Annotated in this window: 13 protein-coding genes and 2 pseudogenes; 8 read left to right on the top strand and 7 right to left on the bottom strand. The window is 66.1% G+C overall.

Features of this window, described 5'->3' with window-relative positions; translation table 11 throughout:
• Positions 1-25: 25 nt before the first annotated feature.
• Positions 26-1,252 carry a PucR family transcriptional regulator gene (locus tag A5784_RS22965; protein ID WP_082945022.1) on the bottom strand — a complete coding sequence of 409 codons (1,227 nt, stop codon included), beginning with the start codon at positions 1,250-1,252 and terminating at the stop codon, positions 26-28.
• A gap of 123 nt (positions 1,253-1,375) precedes the next feature.
• On the opposite strand from A5784_RS22965, the gene A5784_RS22960 reads away from it, so the two are divergent.
• Both A5784_RS22960 and A5784_RS22955 read left to right on the top strand, forming a co-directional pair.
• A complete protein-coding gene (locus tag A5784_RS22960; protein ID WP_064947193.1) occupies positions 1,376-3,184 on the top strand; it encodes a CocE/NonD family hydrolase in 1,809 nt (602 codons plus the stop codon).
• 93 nt (positions 3,185-3,277) lie between these two features.
• Positions 3,278-4,651 carry a S41 family peptidase gene (locus A5784_RS22955; protein ID WP_082945021.1) on the top strand — a complete coding sequence of 458 codons (1,374 nt, stop codon included), beginning with the start codon at positions 3,278-3,280 and terminating at the stop codon, positions 4,649-4,651.
• A gap of 4 nt (positions 4,652-4,655) precedes the next feature.
• On the opposite strand, the gene A5784_RS22950 is transcribed toward A5784_RS22955, so the two are convergent.
• Positions 4,656-5,840, bottom strand: coding sequence for an aminotransferase-like domain-containing protein (locus A5784_RS22950; protein WP_232006219.1), 1,185 nt, complete (start codon positions 5,838-5,840; stop codon positions 4,656-4,658).
• Between the two features lie 9 nt (positions 5,841-5,849).
• Positions 5,850-6,038, bottom strand: a pseudogene (locus A5784_RS39860) (GntR family transcriptional regulator); the annotation flags it as partial.
• Here A5784_RS39860 and A5784_RS22945 point away from each other — a divergent pair.
• Positions 6,037-7,008: a DMT family transporter gene (locus A5784_RS22945; protein ID WP_082945020.1), complete on the top strand. Its 972-nt coding sequence runs from the start codon at positions 6,037-6,039 to the stop codon at positions 7,006-7,008. The pseudogene A5784_RS39860 and the gene A5784_RS22945 sit on opposite strands and share 2 nt — an antisense overlap.
• A gap of 242 nt (positions 7,009-7,250) precedes the next feature.
• Here A5784_RS22945 and polA read toward each other — a convergent pair whose 3' ends face one another.
• On the bottom strand, positions 7,251-9,911 hold the full coding sequence (gene polA, locus A5784_RS22940) for a DNA polymerase I (protein WP_197514848.1): 2,661 nt from the start codon (positions 9,909-9,911) through the stop codon (positions 7,251-7,253).
• A 64-nt stretch (positions 9,912-9,975) separates the two neighbouring features.
• Entirely contained in the window at positions 9,976-10,860 is an 885-nt protein-coding gene (locus A5784_RS22935; RefSeq protein ID WP_064947189.1) for a LysR substrate-binding domain-containing protein, read from the bottom strand.
• Between the two features lie 71 nt (positions 10,861-10,931).
• Between A5784_RS22935 and A5784_RS22930 the strand changes: the two genes are divergently transcribed.
• Both A5784_RS22930 and A5784_RS22925 read left to right on the top strand, forming a co-directional pair.
• Positions 10,932-12,053 (top strand): FAD-dependent monooxygenase, encoded by a 1,122-nt coding sequence (locus A5784_RS22930; RefSeq protein WP_064947188.1) that lies wholly within the window; start codon positions 10,932-10,934, stop codon positions 12,051-12,053.
• Positions 12,050-12,721 carry an alpha/beta fold hydrolase gene (locus A5784_RS22925; RefSeq protein ID WP_064947187.1) on the top strand — a complete coding sequence of 224 codons (672 nt, stop codon included), beginning with the start codon at positions 12,050-12,052 and terminating at the stop codon, positions 12,719-12,721. The genes A5784_RS22930 and A5784_RS22925 overlap by 4 nt, the downstream gene beginning before the upstream one ends.
• Here A5784_RS22925 and A5784_RS22920 read toward each other — a convergent pair.
• Together A5784_RS22920 and A5784_RS22915 are read right to left on the bottom strand one after the other, a co-directional pair.
• Positions 12,660-14,105: an FAD-dependent monooxygenase gene (locus tag A5784_RS22920; RefSeq protein ID WP_064947186.1), complete on the bottom strand. Its 1,446-nt coding sequence runs from the start codon at positions 14,103-14,105 to the stop codon at positions 12,660-12,662. The genes A5784_RS22925 and A5784_RS22920 overlap by 62 nt on opposite strands.
• Positions 14,102-14,671: a TetR/AcrR family transcriptional regulator gene (locus tag A5784_RS22915; RefSeq protein ID WP_232006218.1), complete on the bottom strand. Its 570-nt coding sequence runs from the start codon at positions 14,669-14,671 to the stop codon at positions 14,102-14,104. The genes A5784_RS22920 and A5784_RS22915 overlap by 4 nt, the downstream gene beginning before the upstream one ends.
• A gap of 108 nt (positions 14,672-14,779) precedes the next feature.
• Between A5784_RS22915 and A5784_RS22910 the strand changes: the two genes are divergently transcribed.
• From A5784_RS22910 to A5784_RS22900, 3 genes and pseudogenes are all read left to right on the top strand, one after another.
• Entirely contained in the window at positions 14,780-15,244 is a 465-nt protein-coding gene (locus A5784_RS22910) for a Zn-ribbon domain-containing OB-fold protein (protein WP_064947184.1), read from the top strand.
• Entirely contained in the window at positions 15,235-16,443 is a 1,209-nt protein-coding gene (locus A5784_RS22905) for a lipid-transfer protein (protein WP_197514847.1), read from the top strand. Before A5784_RS22910 ends, A5784_RS22905 begins: the two co-directional genes overlap by 10 nt.
• 78 nt (positions 16,444-16,521) lie before the next feature.
• A pseudogene (locus A5784_RS22900) lies at positions 16,522-16,668 on the top strand (DUF167 domain-containing protein); the annotation flags it as partial.
• Positions 16,669-16,830 lie beyond the last annotated feature (162 nt).

The raw sequence follows: 16,830 nt of genomic DNA, 5'->3' as shown, positions 1-16,830 counted from the left end.
TTGACGATCCGGCGGGTTCGGTCTTTCACCCCGGAGCTGAGTGCCCGATTACAGCGCGGTAGGCGGCGAGCGCCGCAGTGGCACGGACGATGTCACGAGGGGCGGTCAGATCCAGCCCGGTGAGCGTCGTCACCTTGCGCAGCCGGTACCCAACTGTGTTGGTGTGCACGTTCAGCTGCTGCGCCGCGACCGCACGATCGCAGCCGCAATCAAGGTAGGCCGCAAAGGTTTCCATGACGCTGTCGTGGTCGAACAGCGGTCTGACAATCTCGACCAGAACAGTGTGAGCCACACTGGGCCGCGACAACTGGTACTCGACGGCGATGTCTTCGAGGGTGACCACACCGTGCTGTCGACCGTGACCGCGGGCCACGGCGAGCAGTTCGCGAGTCTCGGCGAGTGTGGTCGGCACAGCGGCGGTTGTGCTCGGCGCGAGTGCGGCAACTAGCGGTGCGCCGACGGCCTTCTCAATCGAGAGGAGGTGTTCGCGCAACCGGTCGACGGTGACATCCGACGACGACGGTACGAGCGCGATCCCGCCGCTTGCCGTCACGTCACACAACGCCCGCCCGCGTGCCAACCGGTTGAGTTCTCGTTGCAGCCGCCGGGCCTTGCGACACAGGACAACGTCCTGATCGACCTCGGGTAGGTTCTCGTCGGGATGCCCAGCGACGGACAGCACCACCACCCAGTAGCACGAGGCGATCGGTAGGCCTAATTGTGCCGCAGTCGAATTCGGGTTCGTACCCGAAACGAGGGCGGTCAGCAATGCCTGTTTGGCGACGTGGTCGTCGTATGTCGGTGTCTGTTCGGCTCCGTAGCCAGCGAGCACCGCGGCCGTGGCGGCGCGCAGATGGGCCTGCAAGGTTCCTGCGGCATACGCGAGAAGGTCGACGTCCTTCACGTGTGTACTGATGGCGACCCACAATTGCTCTGCCCCGATGTGGTAGGCCCGCAGGATATCTGACAGCGGGATACGTTCATCGGCTCGGCGGGCGGCCGAGGCGGTGAGGTCGGCGAGCGCGACGGGGTCCGGTTCGCATCCGGTGCGCAGGCTCGACCAGATCAGCTCGAGGTTGCGCCGGATGATGGCCGTCACGTCGCCTCGAACAGCCTCGTCGGGCAATGTTCGGTATGCGGGTATGCGCGCGCAGAGCGCCTGCACGGCTTCGACGGTAAGCGCTTGTGTGCGCTGTGCCAATCGGTCGGCCAGTTGCTGTTGTGTGGTTATCGGTGTGTTGGTCGCAGGCACAAATATCTTCCAAATCTCAAATGCTACCGACAATGCGTCATGGTGGGCCGCCGCACAACATGGATTGCACGGTCACCGTTTTGAGCGGTGACGCCCTGCGATCATGCCGAGGAGCGGTGTCCCATGCGGAAGGTTAGCTTCGTTCGCGCGGCACTCGCCGTGACGCTGACGGCCGTGGTCTTCGCCGCAGCATCGGTTGCCTGCGTTGCACCCACCACTGAAGGCGGGTCACTCCGCGAATGGGGATACTTGTCGCTGCCGGACGGCAACCGGATGCGGTATTCGGTGCTGTTGCCCTCCGGGCCGGGTCCACATCCGGTGCTCGTCGAATACGACGGATACTCAGCAGGTTCCGATCCCGACATCGGGCGACGCTGGACGGCGAGGGGCTATGCCGTCGTCGGCGTCAATGTTCCCGGGACGGGTTGCTCGACCGGTGACGACAGGATCTTCGACGACACGGTCGGCGCTGCGGGTGCCGCAGCGGTGGAATGGGCTGCAAGCCAACCATGGTCAACCGGGCGAGTGGGCATGATCGGATACTCGTATTCCGGATACAGCCAGCTCTGGACTGCGGCCCAGCGGCCAAAGGGCCTTGTGGCGATCACCCCCAGCAAGAACGTCGCAGACCCGTACCGCGACGTCGGCTACCCGGGCGGCATTCAGAACGTCGGCTTCCCCGCTGGATGGTGGAACGAGTTTCCGACGATCTGGAAACGAGCCGCCGAGATGGCGGCCGCACTCGACGGGGACGACGAATGCGCCGCAATCGCCGAGCTGAACATCGCCAAGACCCGGCGCGCAGACATCGACCTCGAACAGTGGCTCAACACCGACCACTTCTTCGGGCAGCGCTACGCCGACAAGAGCGCCTACCTTCGCGTGCCCGCCATCGACGTGCCGGCCTTCGGCACGCAGTCCTGGCAGGACGAGCAAGTCGGCACCCGCGCAGGCTATTACGAAGAGCTGATCAATCCTGACAAGATGTGGCTGGCCAGCTCCAACGGCGATCACCACACCGACATCACCTCGGCCGACATCGACTCGATGTTGCAGCGGTTTCTTGCCCACTTCGTCAAAGGCGACGACAACGGTTTCGACAGCGAACCGCACGTGCGCTTGCTGCAGGAGATGCAGGCAGTCCGCCCTGGCGACCCTGAGTCTCCGATCGAGCCGGCCTCGATCGCATCCTTCGACCGGTTGCCCGTGAAGGTCACACCCATGCGGCTGTGGCTACGTGAAGGCGGCGTTCTGAGCGGCGCCAAGCCACACGAACTGACGGACGCACCGGCCGAATACCGCTACCCCGCCGACGGGCCAACGGTCAACGACCCGGACGCCGAAGGCTGGCAACCCAGCACATCCGACGGGCAGCTGACTTTCACGACCGCCGCGTTGCCCGCCGATCTGAGCTTTTACGGTGCTGGTTCGGCGGATATATGGTTCAGTTCGACTGCCGCGGACACCGACCTTCAGGTGACCGTGTCAGAGGTGCGTCCCGACGGCACCGAGATGTTCGTGCAACGCGGATGGCTGCGTGCATCTCTCCGCGGGCTCGACGGTTCCCGAACCACTGAGCTACGGCCGTGGGGCGACTTCACCGAGCCCTCGGTGCAACCGCTGCGCGCCGGGCGACCAACCCCGCTGCGGATAGAGATCCACAAGTTTGCGCACGTGTTTCGCGCTGGATCGAGTATCCGCATCACCGTCGACGCGCCGTCAAAGACGGGCTACTGGGTGTTCGACAGGTTGAACACACCCGCAACGAACACCGTGTGGACGAACGCGCGATGGCCGTCCAGCGTAGTTCTCGGGTACGTGCCCTATCCCCATGCATCGGCTCTCTCCGATTGCGCGAGGACGTCGCGTCAGCCCTGCCGGGCGAACCAGCACTCAGTCCCGCCGGGCATCGGACCGCGCCCGCCGATGTGACGCGTCCCTGCTCCGCCCCTCCCCCGGCGAGCGAAACAAACAATATGCAGGTTCAATCTCCGTCCCCGCTCGAAGAGCGGGTGCGGGAAATAGATGGAGAAATTTCTCATGAAATTAGCGTGGAAAGCGCTCTCGCTTCCCATCGTCACGGTAGTGGCAATTGTGTTCATCCCGCACTCGGCAGGAGCGAGCGCCGAGTCAGCGCCGGTAAAGTCGACGGCCGAGCGCCAGATATGGCAGTCGGACGGGTACGGCTACATCTTCGACATATCCGGTGATTCCGTGGATATGTACAACTCAACCAGGGATAGCTTGGTGCCTTTCGGGAAAGGGCATATCGAAAGCGATGGAAGCCTGTATCTGGATGAGATTCTCGCCGCCACCCATGGTGGACAAACATTCTGGCTGGGCCGGTTCATCGACGGTGTCATGACGGATCACTTGGGATATGTGAAAACCTTTCATCGGCTCGACCATCTTCCCGCGGCAGAGTATGACAAGCTCACCGACGACCCCGTCCACAATTTCGAAGTTTTTTGGCAGACTTACGAAGAGAACTTCAGCTTCTTTCCAGTCATAAATCTCGATTGGCACGATGTTTACCGCGAGTACCGCCCCAAAGTGAACCCTGGTACGACAGACGAAGAATTGCAGGGAATCTTCCGCGCGATGATACGTCGTCTGAATGACGGCCACAGCAATTTGTTCAGTGGAGACGACGTATTCTCGTCGCATTCCGAGGGGCCTCGAGAGGCTTTCTTTCAACGCAGCCGCAATGTCATCGAGGGCAATGTTCACGATCGCTACATCGAAGGCGGCTTGACGACCAAGCTTGACGGCCGAGTGCAATATGGACGGACGAGAAGCGGCGAGGGCTACATCAAGCTGCTGGAGTTTGACGTTTCCGATCCGGACGACGTGGACCAGGCGCTCGGCGACATGGTGCGTGACCTCGAGCGCTGCCGGACCTTCATTGTCGACATGCGCTTCAACCGTGGCGGCGAGGACTTCTTCGGCACGAAGGTGGCCGGTCTCTTCGCCGATGAACGAAAGGTCGCGTATCGGAAGCAGGTCAGAACCGGAGGATATGGCGAGTTCTCCGAACCCGTCTCGATCTACATCGAACCCGCCGCGAAGCGATTCGCCGCGGACAGAGTCGTGATCCTGACGAGTCCGCTGACGGTCAGCGCGGGAGAGACCGCCACGTTGGCGCTCAAGGAACTCGACAACGCAGTGACCGTCGGTGAACAAACCGCCGGCTTCTTCTCCGATATGTTGTTGAAATCCCTGCCGAACCGGCAGTTGTTCTCTATGAGCAACGAACGCTACACGTCGGTGGGCGGTGTGAATTTCGAGCAGCTTGGCCTGCCGCCCGATGAGCAGATCACGACTACGCAGGCCGACGTGGCCGCGTTGCGGGATCCGGTGATGGACAGGGCTTTGGAGCTGTCGAAGCAGGCGCCGTGACAACTCAGACCGCAGACGCGAGCCGACGGACACCTTCGGTGATGCGGTCGATGTCGCTGCATCCGTAGCTGAGCCGGAGGTGCGGACCGTCGGGTTCGGCGGGATACCAAGGGACGCCTGAAGATACGAGGACTCCGGCGGCCAGTGCGCGGGCGGCGACCGCATCGGGGTCCGCACCGGCGGGCAGCCTGGCCCACAGATGCATGCCTCCGCGAGGAACACACACCGGTTGCGTATCGGGCAATCTTGCGGCCAGCTCGCGAATCAGAGTGTCGCGGCGACGGCCCAGCTCCCGGGCGAGGGCACGCAGATGCCGGGGGTATGCCGTCGACGTGAGGAAATCGAGGGCAGCAGCTTGGACGGGTCCGGCAACATAGAGATCATCGAGGATCTTGGCGGCACGGAGCCGCAGATAGGCCGGACCATGGGCGCATAGCGCGCCGATGCGCATACCAGGCGTGATGCCCTTGCTCAGCGAACAAATGTGAACGATGTTGCCGGACTTGTCCTCCGACATCAGTGTCGGGGGTGTTGGCCCGTCGATCGCCAGATGGCGGGCCACGTCATCTTCGATGGCGAATGCGGAATGCCGCTCCAATGCGTCGAACAACTCGACGCGACGCGCGGCACTCAGCGTCGTGCCGGTGGGGTTGGCGAACAGCGGCTGAACGACGACCACCCGTGCCCCTGTTCGCAGCAGGGCGTCGCCGAGCAGATCGGTGCGGATACCGTGCGCGTCGGCCGGCACGGGGACGATATTCAGACCGTGGGTGCGTGCGATCGAAATTGCCGCAAGGTAACCCGGGCTCTCCATGAGAATCGGTTGCCCGGGACGGGTGAGCGTGCGTATTGCGATCGACAGGGCGCTCTGGCCTCCGCTCGTGATGAGAACCTCGTCGTGCGCGACGCCGCCAACGGTGCGTGCGAACCACTCACGCAGCGCGACGTCACCGTCGACCGGGGGTCTTCCCCAAGCTCCCGGGCGGCGTGCCGCGCGCTCGAACGACGCGCTTAGGGCTCGAACGGGCATGATCCGTTCATCGACATAACCACCGGACAAACGGATCGTCTCCGCAGGTGGGTCGGACACCAGATCCAGCGCGCGCACGGTCGCGTCCGGCGGACGTCCGCCGAGCGCAAGATGTTGCCACGCGACGTCACGCGATCGTTCGGCGCGCCGCTGGGCCACGAATGTTCCTGCGCCAGGCCGCACTTCGACGAGACCAGCAGCCGCGAGCTCGCGAGTGACGGCCTGCACAGTGGCTGGCGACACTCGGTGGTCGCGCTGAAGGGTACGCACCGTCGGGAGGCGAACCCCCGGCTCCTCTCGGGCGACGAGTGCACTCAGAGCGGCCAGTAACGCAGCACGACTGCTATCGTTATCCATGAGAGACGATAGTAACGTTATCCATTTTTGGCGGTATCGCAGTAACAATTGTTCGGCGCCCAGCATTGCCTGGCTTCTGGGCGGGGCGGGCGTCCTGGCATTCAGCCTCTCGCTCACTGCGAACAAGGTTGCCGTAGCCGGTATAGATGCAGTGGGAATCACGGTGTGGCGTGCTGTCATCGCAGGCACGCTAGCCGCGATCTATCTCGTCACCGTGCGCGCGCCACTACCGGGTCGCTCCTCCGCGGGACGCCTGCTGGTCTCCGGGATGGGAGTGATCGTGGGATTCCCCCTGCTGTCATCATTGGCGCTGCAATCCATCGATTCCGGTCGCGCTGCAATCATTCTGGGATTGCTTCCGGCTTTCACTGCCATGTTCGGCCAGCTGATCGCTGGTGAGCGATTGCCGTGGGGGTTCTGGGCCGCTGCACTCGCCGGTATCGCGGTGCTGACAATCTTCTTGCTCGCGACCACCGCCTCAGCCACACCACTACGACTGGGGTGGGGAGATCTCCAGATGCTGGGCGCAACCCTCTGCTCGGCGTTGGGCTATGCACTCGGAGCGCGCGAAGCCCGCGAAATGGGGGGTGCACAGAGCATTTCGTGGTCGCTGGTTCTGCTGCTTCCAGCGGCACTTGTCGCGGCGTTGCTGACGCTGCCACGTGCGCACTACGAGTTGTCGCTCTCGGTAGTGACCGCCATGGCCTATATCGCGGTGGTGTCTCAGTTGCTCGGATTCTTCGCGTGGTACGGCGGGCTCGCGCGGGGCGGTATCGCCCGCGTGGGCCAGATTCAGCAACTCCAACCCATGCTCACCATCGCAGCGTCGGCGTTCCTCCTCCACGAGCCGCTAACCACCGCAACGTGGTTCGTCGGCGCAGTCATCGCAGCGCTTGTCTGGGTCGCTCAGCGAATCAGGACTCAGCCGTCATCACCGCGTTTGGAGGCCCTACCGAACTTCAGCAAGTGAACCGGGCGGATCCAACGGTGTGGGCCGCCGCTGGATTCGGAATTAGCGCGTCGGACGTATCACCCCAGGCGGCAACCGATTCCACTCGTTTTCCAGCGATGGTCTCCCCACCCGTATAGTTGCGCCCCTTCTCCTCCCAAATGATCCGCGCCGCAACCTCTCTGGGGTCGAGTGCGCGTCAACCGTCCCATCGCCACCCGGATCGACCCATTGGCTAGTGAGCGTCCCCGCCTGGCTCGCCGCTAGTGCGCCGCGGCATCCCAGCTGCGGCCATAACCCACCGACACCTCCAGCGGCACATCCAGCGGGTAGGCACTGCCCATGTGCTCGCGCACCAGCGCCTCCAGCGTGTCGCGCTCGCCGTCGACGACCTCGAACAGCAACTCGTCGTGCACCTGCAGCAGCATGCGGGAGGTGAGCCCGGCTGCCTTGATGGCCTTGTCGACGTTGATCATCGCGACCTTGATGATGTCGGCCGCGCTGCCCTGGATGGGTGCGTTGAGCGCGGCCCGCTCGGCGGCCTCGCGCACGTTGCGGTTGCTGCTATCCAGCTCTGGCAGGTAGCGCCTGCGGCCGAACACCGTCGATGTGTAGCCGTCCTTGCGGGCCTGGTCGACGACGTCGCGGAGGTAGTCCCGGATGCCACCGAACCGCGCGAAGTACTGCTCCATCTGCAGCTTGGCCTCTTCGGTCGAGATCTTGAGCTGACTGGCCAGGCCGTACGCGCTCAAACCGTAGGCCAGGCCGTAGGACATCGCCTTGACCCGTCGGCGCAGCTCGGGGGTGACTTCGTCGATGGGAACGTCGAACGCCCGTGACGCGACGAATGAGTGCAGATCCTCACCGGTGTTGAACGCTTCGATGAGACCTTCGTCGCGGGACAGATGCGCCATGATGCGCATCTCGATCTGGCTGTAGTCAGCCGTCATCAGCTCGGCGTAGCCGTCGCCGACGACGAAGGCGTCGCGGATGCGGCGGCCGGCCTCGGTGCGGATCGGGATGTTCTGCAGGTTGGGCTCGGTCGACGAGAGCCGGCCGGTGGCCGCGATGGTCTGGTTGAACGTGGTGTGAATCCGGCCGTCGGATGCCACCGAATTCAGCAGGCCGTCGACGGTCACCTTGAGCCGGGTGGCGTCGCGATGGGTGAGCATGTGCTGCAGGAACGGGTGCCCGGTCTTGTCGAACAACGACTGCAACGCGTCGGCGTCGGTGGTGTAACCGGTCTTGGTGCGCTTGGTCTTGGGCATCTCCAGTTCGTCGAACAACACCACCTGCAGCTGCTTGGGCGAGCCGAGGTTGATCTGCTTGCCGATCACTGCGTATGCGGCTTCGGCGGCGTCGCGGATCTGATCGGCGAAGTCGCTCTGCAGCTCCTTGAGGTGATCGCTGTCGACCGCAATGCCGGTGTGCTCCATCTCGGCGAGCACCCGTTGCACGGGCAGTTCCATCTGGCCCAGCAGTGACGACGAGTCGATGCGGGCCAGCTCCTCGTCGAGCGCATCGGCGAGGTCACCGACCGCGGAGGCCCGCAGCAGCAGCGTCTGCACGGCCTGCTCGTCGACGCCCTCGGTGTCGTCGAGCAGCGAAAGCTGTTGCTGTCCTGTATCTTCGGCCCGCAGTTCGCGTTTGAGGTAGCGCAGGGACAGGTCGTCGAGCGCGAAGCTGCGCTGCCCGGGCCGCACCAGGTACGCGGCGAGCGCGGTGTCGGAGGTGACCCCCTCGAGGTGCCAGCCGCGCCCGGCGAGATCGTGCATGGCGAGCTTGGCTTCGTGCAGCGCCTTCGGCGGGCCCGGATCGGCCAGCCACGACGCGAGGGCAGCCTCGTCGTCGGGTGTCAGCGTCGCGGTGTCCAGGTAGCAGCCTTCGCCGTCGGCCGAGGCGATGGCCAGCGCGGTGGCGTCTGAGTCGAAGGCCCGGTGGGTGCCGACCACGGCCAGGCCGAAGCGTCGTCCGTTGCTGTGCTCGGCGAGCCAGGCCGCCAGCTCACCGGGCGCCAGGACCCCGCCGCGCACCTCGAAGCCGGCCTCGACCTCGGGATCGGCGGAGCTGAGTGTGTCGAACAGCCGGTCGCGCAGCACCCGGAACTCCAGGTCGTCGAACAGCCGATGGATGTGGTCGCGGTCCCACGGCAGCATCCGCAGCGTGTCCGGCGTCTGCGCCAGCGGCACGTTCTTGACCAGCTCGGTCAGCTCGCGGTTGAGGATGACGTGGGAAAGGTTGGCGCGCAACGCGTCACCGACCTTGCCCTTCACCTTGTCGACGTTGTCGACCAGCGCCTGCAACGACCCGTGCTCGAGGATCCACTTGGTGGCGGTCTTCTCCCCCACGCCCGGGATGCCGGGCAGGTTGTCGCTCGGGTCACCGCGCAGTGCGGCGAAGTCGGGGTATTGGGTCGGGGTCAACCCGTATTTGGCGACGACAGCATCCGGGGTGAACCGGGTCAGCTCACTGACCCCCTTGACGGGGTACAGCACGGTGACGTCGTCGCTGACCAACTGCAACGAGTCCCGGTCACCGGTGACCACCAGCACCCGGTAGCCAGCGTCCTGCGCTTGGGTGGCCAGCGTCGCGATGATGTCGTCGGCCTCGAAGCCCTCCTCGGAGAGCACCGTGATGCCGAGTGCGTTGAGCACTTCTTTGGTGATGTCGATCTGCCCCCGGAATTCGTCGGGCGTGGCCGAGCGCCCCTCCTTGTACTCCGGGTACTTGTCCTTGCGGAAGGTCTGGCGCGAGACATCGAACGCCGCGGCGATATGGCTGGGCTGCTCGTCGCGCAGCAGGTTGATCAGCATGGCGGTGAAGCCGTACACCGCGTTGGTGGTCAGCCCGCCCTGAGTCTTGAAGTTCTCGGCGGGCAGGGCGTAGAACGCGCGGAACGCCAGCGAGTTGCCGTCCAGCAGCATCAACGTGGGCTTGTCGGTCGACACAGGCGGGGCATCAGTCGCGGTAGGGCTCACGGTCCTAACTCTATGCACCGCCTCCGACGAGTTCGGTAGCCATCTCGATCAGCGCCCGCGCCGCCGGGCTGATGGGCCCGATCGCACGCCAGGCCAGCACCAACCGGCCGCGCAGTTCGGGCCGGATCGTGATGGCGTGGACATCGGTGCGCTCGCGCGCCACCGACCCGGGCACGATGGCCACACCCAGCCCTCGAGCGGCGAGGTCGGCGAGCGCGTCGGGCGTGGCAGCCTCGAACACCACGTGCGGCGTGACCCCCGCCGCCGCGCAGGCCCGGTCGAACTGCCGTCGGATGCCGCCGCCGGCGGGCAGTGCGATCAGCGGGCGTTGCGTGAGCGCGACAAGGGTGACCGTGCGGCGCGTCGCCCACGGATCGGTGCGACCCACCACAGCCTCGATGGGCTGGTCGGTCGTGGTGGCGACGGAGAGCCCGTCGGGCACCTCGTCGGAACCGACCGATGTGATCGCGACGTCGAACCTGCCGCTGCGGACACCGTCGATCAGCGCGTCCGAGGTGTCGGTGGACAGCGTGATCTCCACCGCGGGGTGCGCCTGGTGATACCGCGCCAGCAGCTGCGGCATGTCGACGTTGTGGGCCGTCACGGTGCCGATGGTCACCGAACCGCGGACCAGCTGGGCGAGCTCGTCGACCGCGGTCTTGGCCTGACGGACCGCGTCGAGCGCGGCCCGCGCGTAAGGCAGCACCGCCTCCCCCGCCGCGGTGAGCCGGACCTCGCGCCGGGACCGGTCCAGCAGCGGCTGGCCCAATTCCCGCTCCAGCCGGGCGATCTGGGCACTGACCGCTGGCTGTGCGACATGTACCCGCTGCGCGGCGCGGGTGAAATTGGCTTCCTCGGTGACGGCGATGAAGTATTCGAGCTGCCGCAGTTCCATAATGGATGATTATAGTTTGTGTAGTAAGACGGTATTGGACGTATAACTGCTGCTCGGCGCACGCTTGAGGCATGAACATCGTCATCGCCGGGGCCGGTATAGGCGGCCTCACCACTGCATTGAGCCTGCACGCCCGCGGCATCGGCGTCACCGTCGTGGAATCGGCCCGCGAACTGGCCCCGCTCGGCGTCGGTATCAACCTCCTGCCGCATGCCGTCCGCGAGTTGCACGAGCTCGGCCTCGGCGATGCGCTGCAGAACATCTCGGCAACGCCGGCAGTCATCGACTTCTACACCTCCGACGGCGCTCTGTTGTTCCGCGAACCCCGCGGAATCGAAGGCGGATACGGCTATCCGCAATGCTCGGTGCACCGCGGCCGGCTGCAGATGTTGCTGCTCGACGCCGTCGCCGACCGGCTCGGGCCCGATGCGGTGCGGACCGGCGCGGGCGTCGTGGATTTCACCGAATCGTCGACCGGGGTGCGCGTGCAGACCCGGGCCGGGGACTTCACCGCAGAGGTGTTCGTGGGTGCGGACGGCGTTCAGTCGATGGTGCGACGCAGACTGCATCCGGGCCCGGATCCGCTGCTCTGGTCCGGCGTGCGGATGTTCCGCGGTGCCAGCCACATGCCGCCGTTCCTCGACGGCCGCACGATGGCGATCGTCAAGGGCCCGGACGGAGTCGAACTGGTCACGTACCCGATCGGCGGCGATCTGGTGAACTGGGTGCTGCAGGTCAGCGAATCAGATCCCGGCCCACTGCCCGGCGATGCGAACTGGAACGCCCCGACGGACCCTGCGGCCGTCGCCGCCCACATGTCGGGCTGGCAGCTGGGCTGGCTGGACCCAGCGGCCCTGGTGGCCCGATCGGACGCGGTCTTCGAGTATCCGATGGTCGACCGAGAGCCGTTGTCCCACTGGGGCACTCGACGGGTCACTCTGCTCGGCGATGCCGCCCATCCGATGTATCCCGTTGGCGCCAACGGTGGCTCGCAGGCCATCCTCGACGCCCGGGCCCTCGCCGACGAATTGGCCGCGGGCCACGGCGTGGCCGGGTACGAGGCCCGGCGTGTTCCCGAAACCGCTGAGGTGGTGCGGGCCAACCGAGAGATGCATGCGGGCAGCCCGGATGAACTCGCGCGCGTCACCGCCGATTACCGCCGAAACACGTTCGCGGACAGGAGTTCCCGATGACTACGTTCGTCCTGGTGCCCGGCGCGTGCCATGGCGGTTGGTGCTTCGACGACCTCGCCGGCGCACTGCGCGCCGACGGTCATCGGGTGCTGGCCCTCACCCTGACCGGCATTGCCGAACGCGCGCACCTGCTGCATGCGGGCGTCAACCTCGACACCCACATCGCCGACGTCCTCGCGGAATTCGACGTCCACGACATCACCGACGCGGTGCTGGTGGGACACAGCTACGGCGGCATGGTGATCACCGCCGTCGCCGACCGGGTCCCCGACCGGGTGAGCGCGCTGGTCTACGTGGACGCGTTCGTGCCGCGCGACGGCGAATCCTGCTGGACGCTGACCAACGACGAGCAGCGCCAGTGGTATATCGGGGTGGACTCGACCGGATACGGCGTACCCCCGCTGCCGTTTTTCGACGAGCGCGCCACCGCGCATCCACTGGCGTCGCTAATGCAGCCGGTGCGACTCGGCGACGAGCCGTCCGGCATCCGGCGCGTGTACGTCCGTGCGGAGAACTGGCCGACGGAGTCGCCATTCGCCGCGACCTACGCGCGGCTGCGCGACGATCCGGCGTGGACGACGCATTCGCTGAGCGGTGCGCACAACCTCATGCGGGACAACCACACTGATCTGGTGCGGATCCTGCGTGGCGCAGCCGGTGCGCGATGACGTCCGCCCGGCTGCTGATCGCGCCGACGTACCCGTCGGGCCGGACCAGGACGTGGCAGCCCGCAGGTACGTCATAATCGGGGCTGGGTGTGAAGCGGCCGCTAGGGACGCCGAAATCGACGGTGGGAGTGTTGAATTCGAGCACAGTCCAGTGCGGCCCGCGAAAAACGTCGAAGAGCCGACGCCCGTCCGGCAGCAGGCCGTCGGGCGCCCGGTCACCGACCTGCAGCGCGCCGGGCGCATCGGCGGAGTCGCCGAGCGGGCCGCCCCGATAGCTGATATCCAGCTGGTGGATGGCCGCCGGCGCAGGCCCGGCCGAGCCGAACCCCTGGCGGTGCAACGCGCCACTGAGGTGCAGCACGTCGGCGGCGACGGGCAGGCGTTCAGCCTCGTAGCTGTCCAGCAGCTGATCGGGTGCGCCGGCCAGCACCGCGGCCAGTTTCCAGCCGAGGTTGTAGGCGTCTTGCACACCGGTGTTGACGCCCTGTCCCCCGGCGGGTGAGTGGACATGGGCGGCATCACCGGCCAGGAACACCCGGCCCATCCGGAAGCGTTGCGCCATCAGGAGATTGACGCGATAGAGCGAGATCCACCGCAGCTCCGAGAGCACCACATCGCGTCGGCCCGAGCGTTCGTCGAGCATTCTCTGCATACCGTCGAGCGTCAGCGCGGGCGGATCCTCGCCCGGCGCCATGGTCACCACCAACTGGTAGTGCTCGCTGCCGGGCAGGTTCCACAAGGAGAACCGCTTGGACTGGTCGCCGTCACGCGTCAGCAGGTGACAGCACCGGCCGTCGAGACCGGTGGCCCGCACGTCACCGACCACGATGCGCTCCTGGGTCAGCGCACCACCGAGGAACTCGACGCCGGCCACTTTGCGTACCGTGCTGCGGCCGCCGTCGGCGCCGACGAGGTAGTCGGCCCGGATGGTTCCGCGGTTCGTCTGAACGGCAACCCCGTCGTCGGCTTGCACGAAACCCGTTACCTCGGTGTCGAATTCGATCGTCCCGCCGAGCTCGGCGAACCGCGCAGCCAGGATCTGGTCGGTGCGCCACTGCGGGATCAGCCACGTGAACGGGTACGGCACCGCCGGTGTGGATTCCAGCTCGGGCAGTCCCAGCAACTCGTAGATCGGCTTCTCCCAGACCATCTCGGCACCGCGGTACAACCGCATGGGCGGAAATGACTCACCGGCGGCGAGCACCTCACCGATCACCCCGAGGTCGTCGAAGACCTCCAGCGTGCGCGGCTGCAGCCCCTTGCCGCGAGAGCCCGGGAACAGCGTCGCCGCTTTGTCCAGCACCCGGCACGGCACGCCGCGCCTGGCCAGCTCGATGGCCAGCGTCAAACCGGTGGGCCCTGCGCCGGCGATCACGACGGTCATAGCCCGTCACCCCCGAGCAGGACGAGCAACACGTCGTCGACGAGCCGTGCGCTGAACGCGGCGTCGACCGGCCGGTCCAGGTGGACCTGCCGCAGGATCATGGCCTCGGCCACGTCATGGACCAGCTCGACGTCGGTGTCGGGGGCGATGTCGCCGCGGGCGATCGCGCGTTGCAGCGCATCGTGAAACGGCGAGAGCTCCTCCTTGTCGAGGTGCTCGCGGATGGCCTGCGCGAGCTGTTCGTCGTGGCGCATGAGCGTCGCCAACTCGGCCGTCACCCGCGTCAGGGGGTCGGCCACATCCGCGGCGATGGCGTCCATCACCGCGAACAGGTCGCTGCGCAGCTGCCCGGTATCGGGCACCGCCGCGTTGCGGGCGGCGTCGGCGGCGTCCAACGCGGCGCGCACCAACTGGGCCTTGTTCGGCCACCGGCGATAGATGGTGGCCTTGCTGGCACCCGCACGCGCAGCCACGGCATCCGTGGTCAGCGCCTGGTATCCCCGCTCCACCAGCAACTCGGCCGTCGCGGCCAACACGGCCTGTTCACGCTCCATACCTCGAACCACACCGGAAGTGTACGAAACAGTTTCGTACTGTTCAACCAATTCACGGATCCTGCCCTCAAACTGCAACACGTTTCAGTTTTGCCGCCCGATTCGGTTACGCTGAGCCCCGTGCCAGCAGCAACCACGCAACCCGCGATCGAAGGTTGGTTCACCACCGACGACGCCGGTGTCACCCATCTCGTCGGCGGCAAGTGCACCCGGTGCGCCACGTATGTGTTCCCGCCGCGGGAGAACAACTGCCCCAATCCCGCGTGCGACAGCGACACGCTCGATCTGGTGCCGCTGTCCCGCCGCGGAAAGGTGTGGAGCTACACCGAAAACCGATACCTGCCGCCGTCGCCGTACCCCAAGTCCGATCCGTTCGAGCCGTTCGCGATCGCCGCGGTGGAACTGGCCGACGAAGGCCTGATCGTGTTGGGCAAGGTCGTCGAGGGCACGTTGGCCGCCGACCTCAAGGTCGGGATCGAGATGGAGCTGACCACCATGACGCTCTACACCGACGACGAGGGCGTCGAGCGCACCACCCACGCCTGGAGGATCGCGGACGCTCGGAGCACGGAGGAATCAGCATGAGCACTCCCGAACCGCTGTACATCCTCGGCGCGGGCATGCACCCGTGGGGCAAGTGGGGACGCGACTTCACCGAGTACGGCGTCGTCGCCGCGCGCGCGGCCCTGGCCGAGGCCGGCCTGGACTGGCGCCAGATTCAACTGGTCGCAGGCGCCGACACCATCCGCAACGGCTACCCCGGCTTCATCGCCGGGTCGACCTTCGCCCAGAAGCTCGGCTGGAACGGCGTGCCGGTGTCGTCCTCGTACGCGGCGTGTGCGTCGGGTTCGCAGGCCCTGCAGAGCGCCCGCGCCCACATCCTGGCCGGATTCTGCGATGTCGCACTGGTGATCGGCGCCGACACCACACCAAAGGGCGCGTTTGCCCCGGTCGGCGGCGAACGCAAGAACGATCCCGACTGGCAGCGTTTCCACCTGATCGGTGCGATGAACCCGGTGTACTTCGCCCTGCTGGCGCGGCGCCGAATGGATCTCTACGGTGCCACCGCCGCGGACTTCGCACAGGTGAAGGTGAAGAACTCGCGGCACGGCCTGCAGAACCCGAATGCCCGCTACCGCAAGGAAACCGCGGTCGAGGACGTGCTGGCCAGCCCGGTGGTCTCCGATCCACTGCGTCAGCTCGACATCTGCGCGACCTCCGACGGTGCCGCGGCTCTGGTAGTGGCTTCGAAGTCGTTCGCGGAGAAGCACTTCGGGTCACTGGAAGGTGTCCCGTCAGTACGGGCCATTTCGACCGTGACCCCGCGCTACCCCCAGCATCTGCCCGAATTGCCGGACATCGCAACGGATTCCACCGCCGTCGTGGCCGCGCCCGAGCGGGTGTTCAAGGATCAGATCCTCGACGCGGCATACGCCGAAGCCGGTATCGGGCCCGAGGACGTCAGCCTGGCCGAGGTGTACGACCTGTCGACGGCACTGGAGCTGGACTGGTACGAACACCTGGGTCTGTGCGCCAAAGGTGAAGGCGAACAGCTGCTGAGGTCCGGTGCCACGACGATCGGCGGGCGGGTTCCCGTCAACCCGTCGGGCGGGCTGGCGTGCTTCGGCGAGGCCATCCCGGCCCAGGCCATCGCGCAGGTGTGCGAGCTCACCTGGCAGCTGCGCGGCACCGCGACGGGCAGACAGGTCGAAGGCGCGAAGGTCGGCGTCACCGCCAACCAGGGCCTGTTCGGCCACGGCTCGTCGGTCATCGTCGCGCGGTAGGCCTCACCTGCCCCGCGAGCGTGCGTGTCTGCCCCGCGACACGCCTCGCGCCAGCGGCATTTTGCGCACGCTCGCGCGACGGTGAGGGTGCAGGAGGCCGCCGTCGACGGCAAGGCCAACGACGCCGTCACGAAAGTGCTTGCCGCGCATCTCGGTGTGCCACGCAACCGCGTGGAGTTGATCTCAGGAGCGACCGCGCGGCTCAAGCGGTTTCGCATCACGTGACGGCGCCGAGCGTGCGCAAAATGCTGCAAGGACACGGCGTGTCGGGCAACAAACACCTTCGTAACTGGTTTTTGTCAAGGGTTGGGGTGGCCGGCCCGGTCCTCGTCTCAACGTAGTTCGTCAAGCGGGTTGGTACCCGACTGCGTTCAACCGAGTTCGGTG

The sequence above is a fragment of the Mycobacterium sp. 852013-50091_SCH5140682 genome (genome assembly GCF_001665685.1).
Lineage (GTDB): Bacteria > Actinomycetota > Actinomycetes > Mycobacteriales > Mycobacteriaceae > Mycobacterium.
Note: the sequence above shows the minus strand (reverse complement) of the source record. Positions and strands in the feature narration are given on the sequence as shown.

What these genes read in the sequence shown, in the direction of transcription:
- polA (WP_197514848.1), bottom strand. Translation starts at nt 9,911, where the DNA reads ATGCTGCTGGACGGCAACTCGCTGGCGTTCCGCGCGTTCTACGCCCTG.
- A5784_RS22930 (WP_064947188.1), top strand. Translation starts at nt 10,932, where the DNA reads ATGAACATCGTCATCGCCGGGGCCGGTATAGGCGGCCTCACCACTGCA.
- A5784_RS22960 (WP_064947193.1), top strand. Translation starts at nt 1,376, where the DNA reads ATGCGGAAGGTTAGCTTCGTTCGCGCGGCACTCGCCGTGACGCTGACG.
- A5784_RS22925 (WP_064947187.1), top strand. Translation starts at nt 12,050, where the DNA reads ATGACTACGTTCGTCCTGGTGCCCGGCGCGTGCCATGGCGGTTGGTGC.
- A5784_RS22945 (WP_082945020.1), top strand. Translation starts at nt 6,037, where the DNA reads ATGAGAGACGATAGTAACGTTATCCATTTTTGGCGGTATCGCAGTAAC.
- A5784_RS22935 (WP_064947189.1), bottom strand. Translation starts at nt 10,860, where the DNA reads ATGGAACTGCGGCAGCTCGAATACTTCATCGCCGTCACCGAGGAAGCC.
- A5784_RS22955 (WP_082945021.1), top strand. Translation starts at nt 3,278, where the DNA reads ATGGAGAAATTTCTCATGAAATTAGCGTGGAAAGCGCTCTCGCTTCCC.
- A5784_RS22920 (WP_064947186.1), bottom strand. Translation starts at nt 14,105, where the DNA reads ATGACCGTCGTGATCGCCGGCGCAGGGCCCACCGGTTTGACGCTGGCC.